Genomic DNA, 18,673 nt, shown 5'->3' on the forward strand with positions numbered 1-18,673 from the left:
AACAATTTTTGAGAACTGCAAAGTAATACCTACATCGCGAAGGCCACGAGGTCATTCACTATAGAGAATACCGACTTCTATTACAAATCCATCTTCTTCCTTATACGCATCAATATGCCCTCCCATTTGCTCCATACAATAATGGCAGATATACAAGCCAAGACCAGTACCTTTCTGTTGTCGTATTGTAGGATTTTTACTACGGTAGAATTTCTGAAAGATTAATGGAAGTTCTCCTTCCTCCACCCCATGTCCAAAATCCTTGAACCGAAGGCGTAGCTCTTCTCTTCTTTCTTCAATGGTAACTTCAATTCTTGTATCTGCATATTTATAGGAATTCACAATAATATTCGTAATAACCTGCTCCATACGAAGGGGATCCATCTGTACCAGACAATGGGTCGTTCCACTCACCGTTACTAGGTTGCGATAATCTGCATGTTCGATCATAGACAAGATTGTTTTACTATTCGCATCCGTAACAACAACTTGGAGTTCCCCCAAATCCTTCAATGTAGATTCAAAAAGATTTGATACAAGAGCATCAATCTTATCTGCATTCCCGTATATATTCTCTAGTTTCTCTTTCATCTTTTCATCCTGCTCTTTTACTAGAAGGACTTCTGTTATTACTTTAATTGAAGTAACCGGTGTCTTAATGTCATGACTAAGGGAAGCCACTAACTCCTGCTTGCTGGCATTTGCTTTATATTCGGTTTCTTTCGCTAATTTCAGTTCATCGCGCATACGATCAAAACTTTCTGTAAATGCACCAAACAGATTTTTTTTATCCATATTAAGTGGATAATCCAGATTTCCATTGGATACCTGACGGGCAAACTCTTCCATTTTTATAAATGGTTTAAAATACTGCCTGTTCACATACCATATACCTCCTGCTAAAACCATACCAATGACTAGGTACGCTACAAGGAATACAACTTGTAGACGATTCCGATATGCTTTCATCAGATCTCCATTATTTGTTTCCATACAGATTAATTTGTCTCCCACCTGGGTATAGGTATTATGATGACGAATTGCTTCTTCTTTGGTTGCTTCCGCATAAGAACCATTCTGATATAGAATCTTATGTTTGGCATCACTTACTGTAAATGCATAATCAACAAATCCGCTCGGTAATTCTTGTAGATTGTCAAGGTGCTTCTCCACTTCTTTTGTTATTTTATTCACTTGTGTAATATCCACATCTGCTACATGTTTCTTTTGATTGGAATAAAAACTGAAAAAAACTCCCAATAATAGATAAAGAAATAAAAATAAAATAATTGTCCTCTTCCTCATCTTAACGCTCCGTCTCAAATACATAACCAATTCCCCAGACCGTCTTTATATAGTTTGGTTCATTGGGTTTGGGCTCAATTTTTTCTCTTAAGTGCCGTATATGTACAGATAAAGTTCCTTCCTGTAAGTACATGTTATTCCACACTTTATCAAATAACTCATTCTTTGGAATCACTTGGTTTTTGTGCGCAATAAGATAGGATAACAGTTGATATTCCATTTCTTTTAATTTCTTCATTTCTCCATTCACTTGGATCTGATGATAGTTATGATCAATGGACAGTCGATCATCAATCTGTTCTAGACCATGTACTCTCTTTGGTCTTTGGCTTTGCCCCGCCTGTATCTTCTTCTCTTCCCCCACATCTACCTTGGCTGATGAGCCATCATAACGCTTTAACATCGCTTTCACCTTTGCCAATAGGATATTTAAGGAATATGGTTTTTTAATGTAATCATCTCCACCGATATTAAGCGCAGTCAATACGTCATCATCGCTAGTCCGAGCACTCAGGAAAAAGATTGGTATGTCCATCGTCTCTCGAATTCGTTTACACAACTCAAATCCAGACCCCGCACCGAGGTTAATGTCAAGTAAGATCAGATCAACCGTATTCTCTTTCAAAAACAAGAGTGCTTCCTCATATCCTGTTACATAAGCTGTTTTCAGATCAAACATATTAAAATATTCACTGGTATTTTGAGAAATATCTAACTCATCATCTACTACCAAACATCTATAGTGCATTCCCCTCACCTCGACAATTTTTGCTTTTTCTTTATCATACCAGTATTCTTTTTAAAATGCAAAATGATAACAGTTTCGCGTAACGATTCTTTTATTCTTTCGTTTGTAACTGTATCGTTGCTCCTTGTTCCCCAACCAATACCATTGTTCCTCCCTCCGGTATGACCACTGTGTTTCCTCCATTTTTCATAAAAGTGGTATACTGCAGATTATGGTATCGATTGTACAGATAGAGAGCTCCTTTACCATCGACTACAATATATTTCTGCTTTCCTACTGCGTCCTCTCCAATGGAGTACCATTGTACCGTATTGCTTTCCTTTGCTTTCCATGAAAGATCTTCCCCTGTATATTCCTTCAATTCCTCTTGTGGTATGTAATAGTAAGCAGAATTACCAACGGTCATATATTCGATTCCTTCTTTTGTTACAAATTGAATATCTTTCATATCTCGATTCATCCCTGCATCCTGTGCATGGGTAGCATCAAGGATCTTCGATATCTCCACCTGCTTCTTTCCTTTCACATACCCATCCAATCGACTACAAAATTGCAATTCTTCATAGGCCGTATTGGTCCACGATGTGGAATTGTACTTCTCATATACTGGATAGTATCCTTTTCCCATTCTTTTTTCCCAAGCTGTTTTTATTTTCTCATCCAGTGGTATACTTTGCTGCCTCTTAAGAGAACACTCCTTTTCTCTTGCGACACCCAATCCTTCCATCTCCATTTGGCATTGGCTGCAAAGATAGACATTCCCGTCGCTTTCTTCTTTAAAGTATGCTTTAGCACTTACGTTCTGCCCTGATTGCATCGTTAACGCATGTACTCCCATATAATACCCGTCTTCATTTACAAAATACCCGTCCTTTGTATAATAAAATGTTGCGGTTACTTGCGAATCCTCATCAATGGAGGCAATTTCCATCTCCTGGTCAGAAGGAAAAGTAATTGCATACCAAGAAGCACCTCCATAGATACCTGCATATGTTTTGATTTTATCTGGTATATTGGCCTTTTCATATTCCTGCTTGTATTCCGTATCCGTACGCACTGTTTCTGGCATAACACCTTTGTCCTGCAAGATGGCTTCTAGAATGGCATTACTGATCAGATAATCAAGCTGTCCTTTTCCGCCAGAGCTTAGAATTGCTACCGAACAATTATATTCTGGTGCAATTGTCAAGTTTGCCTGATGGAAATTCACACTTCCACTTTTACTTACCACCTGTATCCCATATTGATCAAATGGATATTGACGAACGGAATCAAATCCCAATCCAAACTCAGAACTGCTTTCCCCTTCTAAGTTAAGATATGTGGTTTTTGCATATTCATTGGTTAGCATTGCATCCACTGCTTCTTTTCCTAATACATTGCCATCGTTATTTTTGAAAAAGATTTGTGCGTATTTACATAAATCTTCCGTGCTAGAGAGAATGCCACCACTACCAATGGCATTACAATACTCATATGGCATCTGATAATTTTTATCAAAGTAACATCCTGCTTTTTCAAGACTTACTCGTTCTGGATTTTTTGCATCTAACTCTGGTGTACTAGAATCCTGCATATCCAATGGTTCAAATATATAGCGTTCTATATATTCCGAAAAAGACATCCCTGAGATTCGTTCCACAATCCGTTCTGCCAAACTAAAACCGTCATTACAATAAATTGCAAATGTTCCTGGTTCTGCTTTCAGACGTTCTTCCTTTAGTGCGCTTAGTAACGAATCACGTCCCTCTGAATCTGCTTCCTCGAATAGCATTACATTCTTAAAGTGACTTCCCATCAATCCTGACGTATGATTGAGCAACATTCTTGTTGTGATCTTCGTATATCGTTCATCTGCCATAGTAAAATCGGGGAGATAGGTAGTAATTGGTTCGTCCAAATCCATCTTCTTCTGCTCCACCAGTTGCATGATCGCCGTTGTTGTTATAATTTTACTAACGGAACCTATGTTGTATTGTCTGTTCTTGTTTCTTATCGCGTCCTGTTCTGTTTTATTCTGTTGCGTTGTATCTTGTTGTGCTATTTCTTGTTGTGTTGCATCTTGTTGCATTGTGTCCTGTTGCATAATATCCTGTTGCATGAAATCTCGTTGGTTGTTATGAATGTGCATTCCATGAATGGGTGCTGACGTGCATAGCAGCCCTAGTGCCCCCACGATCACACCAATCTGTGCTTTTCTTCTCATTCTTTTCCCTCCTCTATTCTGTCAATAACTCATAAGCGGAAAGTTTTCTTACTTTCCTTGCCTGTAACATTGCTATGATAAATGCAAATAAAACGATGAAAACTCCAACAAGAATAATCTTAAATGGGGAAACAGCGAATTGCATATTGCTAATTCCTGCTGCTGATAAAATCTTCGTTGTAATTGGTCCTGCTAAGAAGCAACAGAAGATCGTTCCCGTGATAACTCCTATTATTACAGAAGGAAGAAGCGATGCAGCGATCTGAATCATTAATTCCTTCGTTGTATATCCCATTGAACGTAAGATTCCATACTGCTTTCTCTTACGCAATAGAAGCATACGAATGATCATGGTAAGTAATAAAAGTATAATTCCACCTGTAACAAAAACAATTGCTAGGGTTACGATACGAAGCATGGATTGTATCGAACTCATAACAGATTGTCCTGTCTCATACACATCGATCACTTCATGAATCTTATAAGATCTGGAGTTTCCTGATATAATCTGTCCATCCACACAGATACTATAATCCAACTCGGTAACTCCATATATTGCCATCATGGTACGAATTTTCTCTTCGGCGATTTCTTTGTATCTTTCATATTGCTCTGTCTTTTTCTCTTTCTTTAATCCAAAGTACTCTTTCAGTTCTTGTATGAATTCTTTTCTTGATACTCCTTTTTCTAGATAGATATAACATTCTTGAAGTTCCGCACCTGGTACGAGTTTCTTAAATCCCTCTTTTGTTAGCTTAATGACTCGTCCAGAATCACTCATTGCTTGTGTAATCCCTGTAATGATATATTCATAGGTTATACCCTGAATTGAGACGGAGACGACATCCCCTATTGATTTATGTAATTGTTTTGCCATTACCCCAGTAATCACAACCTCATTATCATATTCACAAAACCGACCTTCATATACATTTTCTGTCTCAAGGATATCATAATTTTCATAGGTATTTACCGTTACTGCTATCTGGTCTACATATGCGCTTGCTACTCCACCGATATTCGTCTTGCGCACTCCATCCATTGCTGCGATTTCTTTTTGAACTTCATATGGATCGACTTGGTTTTCCACCTTAACTTGAATATCCGCTAATTCCATTCCTAGCATCTTCTTGAGTAACCATATATCTGATACAAAAGAAGTATACAAAAGGCATGCAAATACCGTGGCAAAGGTCACACCAGCAATACATAGAACAACCATAATGTTTTGCTTTTTCAGTTGAAACCATTCTTTTCCTGCCAGATGGAAAGTAAGACTTCCCTTCTTATCCAATGGAAAATGATTCTTTCGAAAACTATGATTCTTCATTCCCTGCGTTAATGCAACTTGTGGTGAATACTGTTTGGCTCTTCCTGCAGAAAGTCTTGTAATCATTCCAACGATAAACAAAATACCAACGGAAATAAGAAGATCCATTCCAATTGCCATGTTACTACTCCAACGAAGACCATTGGAATTCATCAATGCAGATCCAAATGCTGGTGTTACGATATAGGATAAGCCAATCCCAATTATCGCTCCAACAACACCTGTAACGAAATATTCCAAAGAGAAAACAGAAACGATTTCTCTACTCTGGTATCCCAGTGCACCTAAAATACCAATCTTTTGGATACTATGATCAATATTATTATGAATTTGAAACCGAATTACTAACAACGTAATGATGGCGATAATAAATGCAAATCCCATGATCACCGCTGCTCCCATCAGTCCCATAAAGGTATACGCCGTTTTCATAAGGTAATACTCGCAGCCCCAGACTGCATTATATTCATTCATATTCTGCATATGTTCCTTAATAAATGTTTGAAATTCATTATATACAGGTGTGGTATCTTTCGTATCCTTACAGCGAATCAATACTTCTGTACTTAACCCTTTTTCCAGATATAGTTTTTTATACCCTTCCTTATTCAAATAAAACCGTAACCCACCTGAATTCTCTATACCAAAGTTCGTAGAGCGGAAAAATCCTGCGATGGTATAGGTTTTGGACCAAACATCATTTTCAAAGGTAATGGTTTCTCCTGCCTTAAATCCTTTCGTCTTCATCACCATAGGTAGGTAGATGGCTTCTTCTGGTGATACGATACATTTCTCCTCAATTTTCACTTGGTTCATCTTTCCCTGTTCTTCCAAGTTTTCAAAAAGGAAATAGGTGGACAATAAGCCCCCATCATATGTAATATGCGCATCCCCTAGCATAACAACATCTTTCACTTCAAATTCCTCTATCCTCGTATCCTCTTGTAAATATGTTGTAAAGGATTCTTGATAGGACTTTTTCATCATTATGATGCTATCATGTGCGCTATGGATTTCCTCTGCTTGTCTGTCAAAGTTTGAATTAATGTCTAACATAATCTTTGTTCCTACTAGTAGAAACATTACCACGATGGAAATCATAATTCCTAACGAAATGGTCGCTCCTTTTCTTCGTTTCATATTCAAGCAGGCAATTCGAAAGCTACGTTTTTTTTCACTCCACTTCATTTTTAACCGTTTCATTCTTACCACCCCATTTCGTCAAGGAAATACTGTACTTTTGATCTTCTAGCATCTAGATTATTCGTCGTATACGCTTCTAGATGCAGTTCTCCCTGTATGGTACCATCTTTCATATATAAGATACGATTTCCCCGTAAGGCTGTTTTCACATCATGGGTTACCATAACAATACTTTGCCCCGTCTGATTCACCTCAGTAAAGACATCAAGTACGTCCTTACCAGATGCTGAATTCAACGCTCCAGTTGGCTCATCTGCAAATACAATCTTCGGTTGATTAATCAATGCACGAACAATACCAACTCGTTGTGCTTCACCACCGGATAAACTAGCTGGGAATTTTTTAAAATCTTCTTCTGTTAATCCAACACGAAGAAGCAATTGTTTTGCTCTACTGACAATTTCTTTCTTCTTCTCCGAAACCAGCAATCCATTTGTTAAGATATTGTCTAAAACGTTCATGTTATCCAATAGATAAATATTCTGAAAAACGAAACCACAGTTCATTCTGCGAAAAAGTGCCAACTGGTCATTTCGAAAAGTTGATATCTCTTGTTCTCCAAAATAAATCTTTCCCATACTTGGCTGATCCATTCCAGAAAGTGCATATAGTAATGTGGATTTACCAGATCCAGAGCTTCCCATTAGAATCGTAAAATCTCCTTCCTTAATCTCAAGATCCATGTTCTTAATTACATGTTGTTGTACCCCTCCTGTGGAAAAAGTTTTACATAATTTATCTGTTTTAATAATTGTTTTCATCGACTTCCATTCCTTTCTATTTCTCTATATTTATTCTCTACCTCAAACGTTCGTCCTGTGTGAAGTGTGCATGCAACATAGGCGACTGACAAATCCCCATGCTCTTTCTAATAAACCATTTAACATCCATCATTATAGCGAAGAAAAGGAAAGAAATCTTTGTCCAGCCACTGTTATTTTCTTGTTAATCTCTTAATTTCTTATCAAATTCTTAATTGCTCTTACCAAAATTCATATCCCACTTTTTTATTCAAGTCTATTCATACCAGCCATGTTCACCAAATTATCACAAACTGGTCACAAATCCACTATAAATATTTTGTATTGTATAGATACAAACAATAACAGGCATGTAGATAAAGTAAAACTATATGTGTAAAATTTAAGAAATGGAAAGGAGACTTCTTATGAGAAGAATACACCTACATAAAAAGATATTCACACTAGGCTTATGCATTGCATTAGCAGCTTCTACAATGATTGCTTGTAATAAGAAAGAATCTACAACAAATGAGGAAAATTCAGATATAGAATCCAATGAACTGACTGAGGAACAAGAAAATGCTGATTCCATATACGCCAAAGTACAATCCATTGATGGAACTACAATCACAGCCATCAAAGGTAATCTTAATACCCAAGTTGCAGAAGGCGGCACTCCTCCTGAAAAACCTGCTGACGGGCAAGCTCCTTCTGGTGATTCTGGTTCTGCTCCTGAGATGCCTGCTGACGGACAGCAAGCTCCTTCCGGCAATTCCGGTTCTGCACCTGGGCAACCAGGTGGAACAACATTTGTAGAAGGAACGGATACGATTACATTTACGATAACCGATGATACAAAAATTACAGTTGAATTCTTACAAGGAAGCCAAGAAGGTACCATTGACGATATCGCAGTAAACTCCGTACTAGATATTACGCTTGATGAAAACAACCAAGCAACAGCAATTATAGTGAAGAATCTACAAAGTGGTAATGGTTTTGGTGGTAGTTCTACTGTTACCAACGGTACAGCCGCGACTACCATCGATTCCGATTCCCAAGTTTCCGATACAACGTATACCTCAACCGGAGATAATGAGAATGCATTACGAGTAGATGGTGCCACAGCCTCCCTTACTGGTATCAAGGTGGAGAAAACAGGCGGTGATTCCTCCAATACAGAAGATGGTGATTTCTATGGACAAAATGCTGGTTTTCTTGCTTTGAACGGAGCCAATGTAACCATCGATAATGCCACCGTTAATACTACTACGGTTAACGGGAATGGCGTATTCAGTTACGGAGAAGGTACTACCGTATCCATCTCAAACTCCACCATTCGTACAACAAACAACAATTCTGGAGGTATTCAAACGACTGGTGGTGCAACGATGAACGCTACCAATCTAGATGTACAGACAGAAGGTAATTCCGCAGCTGCCATTCGTAGTGACCGTGGTGGCGGCAATGTAACCGTATCAAAGGGTTCATACATTACAAATGGTACCGGAAGTCCTGCCATCTATAGTACCGCTAACATTGCAGTAAGCGATGCCACATTAATCGCAAACAATTCAGAAGCGGTTGTCGTAGAAGGGCAGAACTCGGTTTCCCTTACGAATTGTGATGCAACTGGGAATATGACGGGAACATACGAAGATTCGGAAGAAAATATCCACTGCGTTATGATCTATCAAAGCATGTCCGGAGATGCAACCATGGGTGATGCAACATTTACAATGAATGGTGGCAGTCTCACTTCGAAGAATGGAGACCTATTCTATGTAACCAATACAAATTGCGACATCACTCTATCAGATGTTGCCTTAACACTGGCAAATGATAATCTTCTTACGATAGCTGGGAACAATGGCAGCCGTGGTTGGGGTACGGAAGGTGCCAATGGTGGTAATGTTATCTTCACGGCAGAGTCGCAGGAAATGTCTGGTATTATTACCGTTGATGAAATCTCTTCCCTCAAATTGACCATGAAAAATGCAACCTCTTTTCAAGGTTGCATCAATCCAGATGGAACTGCTGGAACAGTTGATGTTACAATGGATGCAGATTCCCATTGGACATTAACCGCAGATACGTATATCTCCTCTTTTGATGGGGATCTAACAAATGTAGATACCAACGGTTATCATCTCTATGTAAATGGTGAACTAGCTGCATAGAGATTACCGATCATCAAGGTTGCAATGTTAACTCCACTCCGCCATAAGTGCTTCGAAGGTCAATTGACCCCTCTCCAATATTCCAAGCAGAAGCATCGAGATCATCTGACAGACCAACCTTTTGCTGAATGGTTTCTTGTGGATTACCAAAGGAATTACGTAGAATCTGAAACCAGACCGTATAATCCCCCTTATCAGGGATAATTGTAATTGCGCTGATTCTTCCATGTTCAACAGAAGTGAGCATATCTACCTTCTGTTCAAACAGAACGAGGTGGTATCGGCGCAGTGTTATATCACCATACTCTTCTTTTGTACACTTTCCATTTCCCCATAAGTCAACGAAGGAATTATCGTTCTCTCCAATAGAGGCAATACACCACTGCAAAAGAGTCCTACTATCTCCACTTTGAACAAGTTCAAGGGAATCAGCTACATAATACTGCTCCCCTCCATTCTTGGCAACCTTTCTCGCTCCACTGTAAGCTCCAGTCATTAGAAAAAAGCATATAAAACAAATCGCACCAACCAGAACATGTTTATGTTGTTTGGAAAATGGTCTTTTTTTCATTACATGATCTCCTTACAATACCGTACCAGATAAAAGAGTTCCCTATTTTGCTTGTAATGCCGCCATTGTAATATAATTATATGGTTGATTAAAATGTGGAAGGAAAAATGCATCAAACAATTTAATCTTGTCAATCGTAACATTCTCCTGTACAGCCAAACTAAAGAAATGAATGGCTAACGAGATATCGGAGTCGGAACTCAATTGTGTTCCTAAGATGATCCTTGTATTCTGGTCATACACGATTCGAATCTTAACTTTAAAATTGCCATGTTCAATAAATAATGGCTTTTGCCAATCTTCATAGTCCGTTGCCACAGCAGCCAATCCCAAACTCTTCGCTTTTGCCAAAGTTAGACCCGTTGCTAACATATTAAATCCAAAGACACTGATCCCATTGGTTCCTTGTACACCTTCCGTAGCAATGGACGTACCACAAGCATTATGGGCAGCAATGATACCCGACCGAACCGCATTAGAAGCCAAAGCGATATAATTCTCTCCCTTTGTTGCATTGTCGTAAACCGTTGCACAATCTCCAATGGCATATACATCAGGAACACTAGTCTCTTGCCTTCCATTTACTAAGAACGCACCATTTGTGTACAATTCTAATGTATCTTTTCCCAGCGTATTGTTCGGTTTGAAGCCCATGCATAAAACAACCATATCCGCTTGGAATTCTTCCTTGTCTGTCACAACAACTTCTACTTTTGTTGTTCCCTTAATCTCCTTCACGGACTGCCCAAATGCTAGATGAACTCCATTCTCTTCAAGATGCTTTGCCATAAGGTCTGTAAATTCTCGATCATAATACCCACTTAGGCATGTATCCGCCATGTCGATCAATGTAACCTCATTCCCATTACGCTTAAAGGCTTCTGCCAATTCCACTCCAATATATCCAGCGCCAACAACTACTACCCGTTTAATTCGACCACTTTCTAACTTTTGAATGACTTCTTGTGCATTTTGAAACAGTTTCACAAATTGTACGTTCTCAAGCTCTATTCCTTTGATTGGTGGTGCAATCGGAATAGATCCTGTGGCTAATATCAATTTATCATAGGGTTGTTCACATGTCTTCCCGTTTTTTCCTGTTGCATGCACAACCTTATTCGTATAGTCCACAGATTCCACATAGGTTTCCATATACACCTTCGCACCTTTTGCCTCTAATTTATCTTTATCCGAATAAAAAAGTCCCGAAGAACCTTTGATCTGTTTTCCAATCCATAAAGCCATTCCACAACCAAGAAAGCTGATATTATCATTCGCATCAAAAGCAATGACTTCTTTGTCTGCATAATTATCTAATACTGTATTAATTGCTGCCGTACCAGCATGATTTGCACCAACAACGACGACCTTTTCCATACTTCTTCTCCTTATTAACAACATTAATTGCTTTTCCATTGTATGCTCTTTATCATCTCCAAAGTACTTATTAAATATGTAAAGGTTGAATTTTAACCACTACAAGTATATAGTAGAAAATACGTATGAGTTGATTTTCAAATGTTTTTATCTCAGATTACCAATGAATAATCAGGCCAAAGAAACGACAGGATAACACTTATGTGAAAGGATATGTGAGGGATAATGAACACCACAATACAAGACATCTTAATAAATTGGAATCTCCAAGGAACGATAACAGAGCTCCAATCCAACACTTGGGAAATTAACAAACAGTACATACTAAAATCTTACGACGATGAAGACCTTCTAAAGAGAAACATACAGATTCTGCATTGCCTGCATTCCTGTAATGTTCCAGTTCCACAGATTCACATCTTATCTAATGGAAACGATTATCTTTCCAATGGTAAGGAATATTATCTTCTTATGAGTAAATTGCCTGGGAAACGACTAAATTCCATTAATCAAGCTCCAGCAAAACTTGCAAGACAAATGGGCTCTGCAATTGGTACACTTCATTGTGCATTTCAAACCTGTGAAAAACAATTTACTTTTTGGGACAATAACTTCCTTAATGAGCTAAAGGGTTGGATCTATGATTCCTTTGCTACAAACAATTGGTCTTATCTTGCAAAGGAGACTTATCTAGCCGTTGTAGACAAACTTGCCACGGCTTATCCTACTTTACCAAAACAGTTGATTCACCGCGATGTTCATTTTGGAAACTTTTTATTTGAAGAGGAAAGCTTCACTGGTTATATTGATTTTGATCTTAGCCAAAGGAATATCCGAATCTTTGATTTGGCTTACTTTTTACTCGGACTTCTTTCAGAACGTACAACCAACCAGCTTACTGATGAGAACTGGCTGATTGCCGTAGCCAATACCATCGAAGGATATGAATGTCAACAACCTCTCATTCCTATAGAAAAAGCTCTTCTTCCAACCGTAATGAAAGGGATTGAGTTACTCTTTACGGCTTACTTTATAAATGAACAGGACGATGTTCATGCCAAGGATGCCATGTCTTTGTATCACTTTATTTGTAATATGGAAGCAGATCTCACAAGACTCTGTATGTAAAAAGCAATAGCCTTCTGTGCTTAATTCACAGAAGGCTATTGCTTTACATTTTAAATTAAAAAGATAGCGATTTCATTCCATTTATTGAATATCAGCCAAAGACTTAAAGGTATATCCCATCTCTTCCCATTTGGTTAATAATTCGTCTAAAATCTCACCATTTGTCTTCGAGGTACTGTGTAGTAACACGATTGCTCCTGGATGAATACGCTTCAATAACTTATTAAAAGCCTCTTCCTTAGACGGTTGTGCGTCCACATTCCAATCCACATAAGCAAGACTCCAGAAGAATGTCTTATAACCCAAAGACTGTGCTAGTTTAAGATTTTCAACACTATACTTTCCTTGAGGTGGCCGATAGAATTTGACCATCTTTTGACCTGTGATTTCTTCATACAATTTCTCAACATCCACCATCTCTTTTTCGAATTCTGCTGGATCAGATATGGCACCCATATCTCTATGATGATAGGTATGATTTCCAACGGTATGCCCTTCTGCTACCATTTGTTTCACAAGATCAGGACTCGTTTCTAAGAAATGTCCTACCACAAAGAACGTCCCACTTACCTTGTGTTTTTTCAACGCCTCCAGAATTGGTGCAGTATTTCCATTCTCATATCCACAGTCAAAGGTAAGATAAATTACTTTCTCCTGACCTGTTCCCATAAAATATGTATCATAATTTTTCAGTTCATCACATGATGCATTCCCTGTTGGCGGCTGCCCTTCCTGTGAAAAACCAAGTCCCCAGTTCTCACTTTCTGGCTGAACATTTCCCTTATGTTCTCTCCAGGTTGTTACTGCTTTCCCAGCTCCAGCCCCTACCAAATAGAGTAATACGTACACAATACCCAGTATGATAAGTGATTTCACATTTTGATTGATCTTCATGCTTACCCTACAATACTCTTTTTTATAAATATATTACCAATAAAAATGAATATACGTAAAATAATCCAACAATTACAATATGACCATCAAATTTTTTTAAAAAGCTCGCCATCAATCTTATGATGGTTCTTTACTAACTCGTTCTATGATTTTTCCATGTAAATCGTTTCTACTTCTCAGCACATAATCCAATATATACATAGATTTTGGCATGAACCGGATCACTATTCAGATATTCTTCAAAATCACAGACATAATTTCGTGGTAAGTCTAACTGCCATAACTTTGACCAGAACTCTGCGACTGCCTGTTGCATATCACCTTCAACAAGAAAACGAGCATATCTTCCTGCTGGAATCGTTCTTGCAACCATGCCTTCTGGAAGCGTATCCTTCATTTCTACTTCACAGGCAACTACAACGGTATAATCTCCTTTTTCATCACTGGCATAATCCGTATAGATTCCTACCGCATGATTATTTGCCTTATGTTCGATTTTTGGATATACTTCAGCAGAATAAAATTGCTGCCATAATCCTCCGATTACACTCCCCATCTCTGGCGAAGCATTGTTCGTTCTTGCTTCAAGACCTACTACCATCTTTTCTTCCAATGTTACAATTTCATAATTCATATAGAAAACTCCCCTTTCTGTTTATGGGGATATCATAGCAGGCTTAATCTGACATCGTTTGTCATATTATAAAGTTTTTTTCATTCTTGCATTAAAAATATAATCCCATTCTGAATCCTAATTCATTTTTCGGTATTTGCGATAATAATAATAACTTTCACTTTCCATGTTTGGTTGTTTATGATTGATTGGTGTTCGTTTTTCAAAAAGTTCAAATCCTGCTCTTTCTGCAACCTTGCATGATGCCTCGTTTGCACAATCAATTGTAAGAATCATATATGGCAAGTCGGACACGGACATACACCAATCAAACAATGCCCCCAATGCCTCTGTTGCATACCCGTTTCCTTGATATGCGTCATCTAGAAAATAAGCCATTTCCACTTCATTCAAGGTATCTTCCACCCCCATTCCAACACTACCGATCATGAAATCCTCCTGTTTCAATGTAATGGCATATCTTTTGTTCTCATATACATCTTTTGAATTTTTCTTCGTCTGGTGCCAATCAATGTAGTCCCAAAAAGCTTCCGGAGATGGTCCATTTTCTGACCAATCTTTCATAAATCGTACAACATTTCTTTGCCATACAATATCATAAAGTCTAACTGCATCTTTTCTTTCCAAATCTCTTATAATTAATCTTTCTGTTTCTATATACATTTTATCCCCCCATATTTTGAACCTACCTCTATTACTGTAGGCATTTTCTCGTAAGAAATTCTCTTCCATCATTGTAGTATAAGATTCGATGTATGCGCAAGCTCGTTTTCTATTCTATTAATGATTGAGCCTATAAAACCACAATAAAGGGCTGTTTCACAACAGCCCTTTATTGTATTCAATATATATTTACTTCACCCTAAACGAATGGCCATGAAGAAAACCATTTTAAACACGTCTGTACATAATCATGACTTGCAGGATATCCGGAAAGTACGGGGTAGAAAAGAATAAATGCGATAACCGTTAAGGCAACATAACCACATAAAATCCTCTTCTGCCACTTCTTTTTTCCAAACTTATTCTGAAGAAATGTCATGATTAAATGAATGGTATACCCCAAAATTAATATAAGAAAAACAGAACTCCCAAAATAGTGGTAGATAAATGTTACTCTGGTGATCAACATCCATGGTACCAATTGTACAAGATAACCGATTAATAGATATTTCGCAGTGAAATCACTATATCTGATGATTCGGTATCCCATATAGAATACACCTAGTAAACCACTCCACCATATAATTGGATTTCCCATTGCGCTGATGGATTGTGCCTGATTATTCCCAATGTTACTGAAATAATATAGAATTGGTCGTATATCCAATAACCACGTGTACCATTTGGACCCATATGGATGGGTTGCTACCAACTTGGAATGATAAGACAACATGAATTGCTGATTATCCCACATTCTCTTAAGCAAGGAATCGCCTTCATTGCCACTTACAAACGGCAGATAAGACAGGATATAGATCAAAGCTGGAACAACGACAAAAGCAATTAAACAGAAGCCGATGGTTTTTACAAAAGCAGGTACGAATTTCTGTATAATCTCCTGATGAGAAATTCCATTGCTACTTTCTTCCGGACAAGATTTTGCATATCGATATTCACGAAAACGAATATACATCTGCCAAAAGAATAAGATTGCCAGGCCGACTGCGGCATAGACTCCCGTCCATTTTGTTGATACTGCCAGACCCATCGTAAAGCCACATAAGCCTAATGGGATACACGTTTTAAGGAACGATGTGTCATAAAAACTCGTTCTCATGTACCGTAGCATAAAATAATACATTACAAGGATAAAGAATACGGCATAAACATCAACCGTAGCAATTCTTGTCTGTGTAAAATGCATGAAATCCGAAGCCAGGAATATGGTGGTTACCAAAGCAATCTCCCGTTTTCGAAACAATTCACTAGCCAGTACATACATGACAGGAATCATTGCGATACCAAACAGCATTCCTATGACTCGCCAACCAAATGGATTCATACCAAAGATCTTGATTCCTACTGCAATGATGATTTTTCCCAAAGGCGGATGGGAAATTTCATATGTCGTATCTCCGTGCAGAAACTCATATCCAGTTCTTGCAAAATATATTTCATCAAAATAGGTACTATTTTCAAAACTTCTCTTTTCAGGTACTAAATCTTGTTCATCAAATAACGCATAATTTTCATCTGTAACATTCGGGGTAATCTTGTTTCCATTGCTATCCCAAAGGGCAAGTTCAATGATCGCTGTTGGCTGTTGTCTTGGAATAATACAGAACTGGCTTCCTGTAGCTGTAATCTCTTCCTCTCCCCATGAGAATACCGATTTCATATAAATGTTTTTAACGATTTTCCATGTTCGTGAAGTATCCTCCCAAACATACAGATCAAAATCACGCTTTCCATATTGCCCATTATAATAGGTGATTTTTGAGAGTGTATGTACACGATCAAAATCTATGTTCAACTGCTGATTGACTTCCTTACTTTCCCAAGTGGATTCCGCAGCTTCTTTTGCACCCAAATTATAAAAGGCAAATACGGCATAGATTACAGTCACAAGGAATAACCCAATCCAATCTGCTTTGGTAAAATGATACCGTTTTTCAGACACTCTTATACGATACTCTTTATTCAGTTTCTCTTTATATTTCAACTTTTTTAACATTTTCAGACCCTGTCCATTGATTTTTGCTATTATTTTATTCTTTCCAAAGATATATAGTACGCTAATTTCGCATGCTTGTAAAGATTTACCGACTTATTTTAAGAATCTTTGCTGATACTGCTCGGGTAAGCATAAAACAGAGATGCAATCTCGTTGGGACTTTGGCTCGTTGCTCGCGTAAACTATGATAAACACGCTTTGCGAGTTTATCAAGTTATCGCGGCAGTCGCCAAGGTCTCAAGTAAACTTGGACTTTGGCTCGTTGCTCGCGTAAATAAAAAGAGTGGCACTTCAACATGCCACTCTATAAATATATGATTTGATCACATATTCGTTCTATATATTCTTGTTTTTCACTTGCAATACATATGGTATTACCTAATTTTTTTAGCCGCATTAAGATTTTCCGAATCTCTGCATGGTTCTCTTTGTTTCCTTCTGTAAAGATCCCTGCATCAAGTAGCAATACCTTTTGTCCTTCCATGATCGCTTGGGCAATACTTAACTTCTGTCGCATACGCTTTGTATAGTGTAGTACTTTCTTTCGATTAGTAGGTGATAATCCAACAAATTGAATTGCATCTTTGATTTCCGTTTCGCCCACTTTACCATTCATTCCTGCAATGTATTTGAGATTACGGTATCCCGAATACTCCTCTAAGAATCCAATATCGGAGACATAAACTCCTACTTGCCCTGGAACTTGCCCATATTTCCCCAAGTCTTCCTTGTCGTAAAAAATCTTACCCGTACATGGTGTAATCTCACCAGCTAACATTTGCATTAATAATGTGGTTTTCTCATAAGTCGTGCCTACAAATCCTACTACTTCACCTGTATTAATGGAAAGATTTAATTCTTCCACCATTGTTTCATTCTTTTTTCTTTTTGTCACATGTTCTAGTCTAATAACTTGTTTCATTTGTATCTTCCTGTACTTCCTTCCTTCATATAGGGCAAACGATAGTTTACCACAATGTACTAGGAAGATGCAACTGTAATTCTCCTCGCTTTTTTACACTAAGTGAAATCCAATCGTCTCCGACCTTCACCTGTTGGTCCTTAATCTCCTTTATTTCGTTCACATTAACGATATAAGAACGATGACAGCGAAAAAAATGTTTCGGTAATTTCGCTTCCATCTGGCTAATTCCTGCTCTCATTTGATAGGTTCCATTGGTTGTATGGATCTCAACGTAGTGACCAAACGCCTCTAGATACTGAATGGAATCATAGGCTATTTTATAATAGCGATTATCATTATGGATAATCATCACCTCTTGGTTGCGATCGGACATTTCTTTTGCTTTATTCAAGCATTGAAAAAATTCCGATGCATGTACAGGTTTTAATAAGTATCTCCATGCATTCACTTCATAGCCTTTCAGCACATACTCAATCCTTGAAGTTAAGAAAACAAGTGTCAACATGTCATCCCGCTCTCTGATCTTACGCGCCGCCTTCATTCCGTCCATTCCCTCTAATCCGATATCTAGAAATACGATGTCATAATTGACACCAGAATCCCAAGATGCAAGGAACTGCTCACCTGAAGTAAAGAATGCAACATTTACAGCAACTTTCGTCTGTATCATCCATTCAGAAATCAGCTTTTTTAAGGTATTCTGTTGTTCTTGTTCATCTTCACATAATGCAATGTTCAACTTCATAACCTCC

The 18,673-nt window shown here is 38.0% G+C and carries 15 protein-coding genes; 2 read left to right on the top strand and 13 right to left on the bottom strand.

Features of this window, described 5'->3' with window-relative positions; translation table 11 throughout:
• Window positions 1–51 precede the first annotated feature (51 nt).
• The 5 genes from HBB17_RS04490 to HBB17_RS04510 all read right to left on the bottom strand — a co-directional run bounded on the left by HBB17_RS04490 (window position 52) and on the right by HBB17_RS04510 (window position 7,553).
• The gene (locus tag HBB17_RS04490; RefSeq protein WP_167956110.1) at window positions 52–1,305 is read right to left on the bottom strand and encodes a sensor histidine kinase; all 1,254 of its coding nucleotides are present in this window, start codon (window positions 1,303–1,305) and stop codon (window positions 52–54) included.
• Window position 1,306: 1 nt separating this feature from the next.
• Window positions 1,307–2,053: a response regulator transcription factor gene (locus HBB17_RS04495; protein ID WP_167956112.1), complete on the bottom strand. Its 747-nt coding sequence runs from the start codon at window positions 2,051–2,053 to the stop codon at window positions 1,307–1,309.
• Window positions 2,054–2,144: 91 nt separating this feature from the next.
• On the bottom strand, window positions 2,145–4,259 hold the full coding sequence (locus HBB17_RS04500; protein WP_167956113.1) for a serine hydrolase domain-containing protein: 2,115 nt from the start codon (window positions 4,257–4,259) through the stop codon (window positions 2,145–2,147).
• A 13-nt stretch (window positions 4,260–4,272) separates the two neighbouring features.
• Window positions 4,273–6,792 carry an ABC transporter permease gene (locus HBB17_RS04505; protein WP_167956115.1) on the bottom strand — a complete coding sequence of 840 codons (2,520 nt, stop codon included), beginning with the start codon at window positions 6,790–6,792 and terminating at the stop codon, window positions 4,273–4,275.
• Between the two features lie 2 nt (window positions 6,793–6,794).
• Window positions 6,795–7,553, bottom strand: a complete 759-nt coding sequence (locus HBB17_RS04510) for an ABC transporter ATP-binding protein (protein WP_167956117.1) — start codon at window positions 7,551–7,553, stop codon at window positions 6,795–6,797.
• Between the two features lie 407 nt (window positions 7,554–7,960).
• Here HBB17_RS04510 and HBB17_RS04515 point away from each other — a divergent pair, with 407 nt between their 5' ends.
• Window positions 7,961–9,715, top strand: coding sequence for a hypothetical protein (locus HBB17_RS04515; RefSeq protein WP_167956119.1), 1,755 nt, complete (start codon window positions 7,961–7,963; stop codon window positions 9,713–9,715).
• Window positions 9,716–9,728: 13 nt separating this feature from the next.
• On the opposite strand, the gene HBB17_RS04520 is transcribed toward HBB17_RS04515, so the two are convergent.
• Both HBB17_RS04520 and nox read right to left on the bottom strand, forming a co-directional pair.
• Window positions 9,729–10,286 (bottom strand): hypothetical protein, encoded by a 558-nt coding sequence (locus HBB17_RS04520; protein ID WP_167956121.1) that lies wholly within the window; start codon window positions 10,284–10,286, stop codon window positions 9,729–9,731.
• 42 nt (window positions 10,287–10,328) lie between these two features.
• Window positions 10,329–11,663: a H2O-forming NADH oxidase gene (nox, locus tag HBB17_RS04525; protein ID WP_167956123.1), complete on the bottom strand. Its 1,335-nt coding sequence runs from the start codon at window positions 11,661–11,663 to the stop codon at window positions 10,329–10,331.
• Between the two features lie 225 nt (window positions 11,664–11,888).
• On the opposite strand from nox, the gene HBB17_RS04530 reads away from it, so the two are divergent.
• Window positions 11,889–12,791: a phosphotransferase gene (locus HBB17_RS04530; RefSeq protein WP_167956125.1), complete on the top strand. Its 903-nt coding sequence runs from the start codon at window positions 11,889–11,891 to the stop codon at window positions 12,789–12,791.
• 81 nt (window positions 12,792–12,872) lie between these two features.
• On the opposite strand, the gene HBB17_RS04535 is transcribed toward HBB17_RS04530, so the two are convergent.
• From HBB17_RS04535 to HBB17_RS04560, 6 genes are all read right to left on the bottom strand, one after another.
• Window positions 12,873–13,685 carry a polysaccharide deacetylase family protein gene (locus tag HBB17_RS04535; protein ID WP_167956127.1) on the bottom strand — a complete coding sequence of 271 codons (813 nt, stop codon included), beginning with the start codon at window positions 13,683–13,685 and terminating at the stop codon, window positions 12,873–12,875.
• A gap of 169 nt (window positions 13,686–13,854) precedes the next feature.
• Window positions 13,855–14,319: a GyrI-like domain-containing protein gene (locus HBB17_RS04540; RefSeq protein ID WP_167956129.1), complete on the bottom strand. Its 465-nt coding sequence runs from the start codon at window positions 14,317–14,319 to the stop codon at window positions 13,855–13,857.
• 117 nt (window positions 14,320–14,436) lie between these two features.
• Window positions 14,437–14,982: a GNAT family N-acetyltransferase gene (locus HBB17_RS04545; protein WP_167956131.1), complete on the bottom strand. Its 546-nt coding sequence runs from the start codon at window positions 14,980–14,982 to the stop codon at window positions 14,437–14,439.
• A 199-nt stretch (window positions 14,983–15,181) separates the two neighbouring features.
• A complete protein-coding gene (locus tag HBB17_RS04550) occupies window positions 15,182–16,996 on the bottom strand; it encodes a phospholipid carrier-dependent glycosyltransferase (RefSeq protein WP_167956133.1) in 1,815 nt (604 codons plus the stop codon).
• Window positions 16,997–17,300: 304 nt separating this feature from the next.
• Window positions 17,301–17,918: an ATP-binding cassette domain-containing protein gene (locus tag HBB17_RS04555; protein WP_167956135.1), complete on the bottom strand. Its 618-nt coding sequence runs from the start codon at window positions 17,916–17,918 to the stop codon at window positions 17,301–17,303.
• A 46-nt stretch (window positions 17,919–17,964) separates the two neighbouring features.
• Complete coding sequence (locus tag HBB17_RS04560) at window positions 17,965–18,660, bottom strand: LytR/AlgR family response regulator transcription factor (RefSeq protein WP_167956137.1); 696 nt, start codon at window positions 18,658–18,660, stop codon at window positions 17,965–17,967.
• Window positions 18,661–18,673: the final 13 nt, after the last annotated feature.

The sequence above is a fragment of the Anaerosporobacter faecicola genome, from assembly GCF_012070565.1.
Classification (GTDB): Bacteria; Bacillota; Clostridia; order Lachnospirales; family Lachnospiraceae; genus Anaerosporobacter; species Anaerosporobacter faecicola.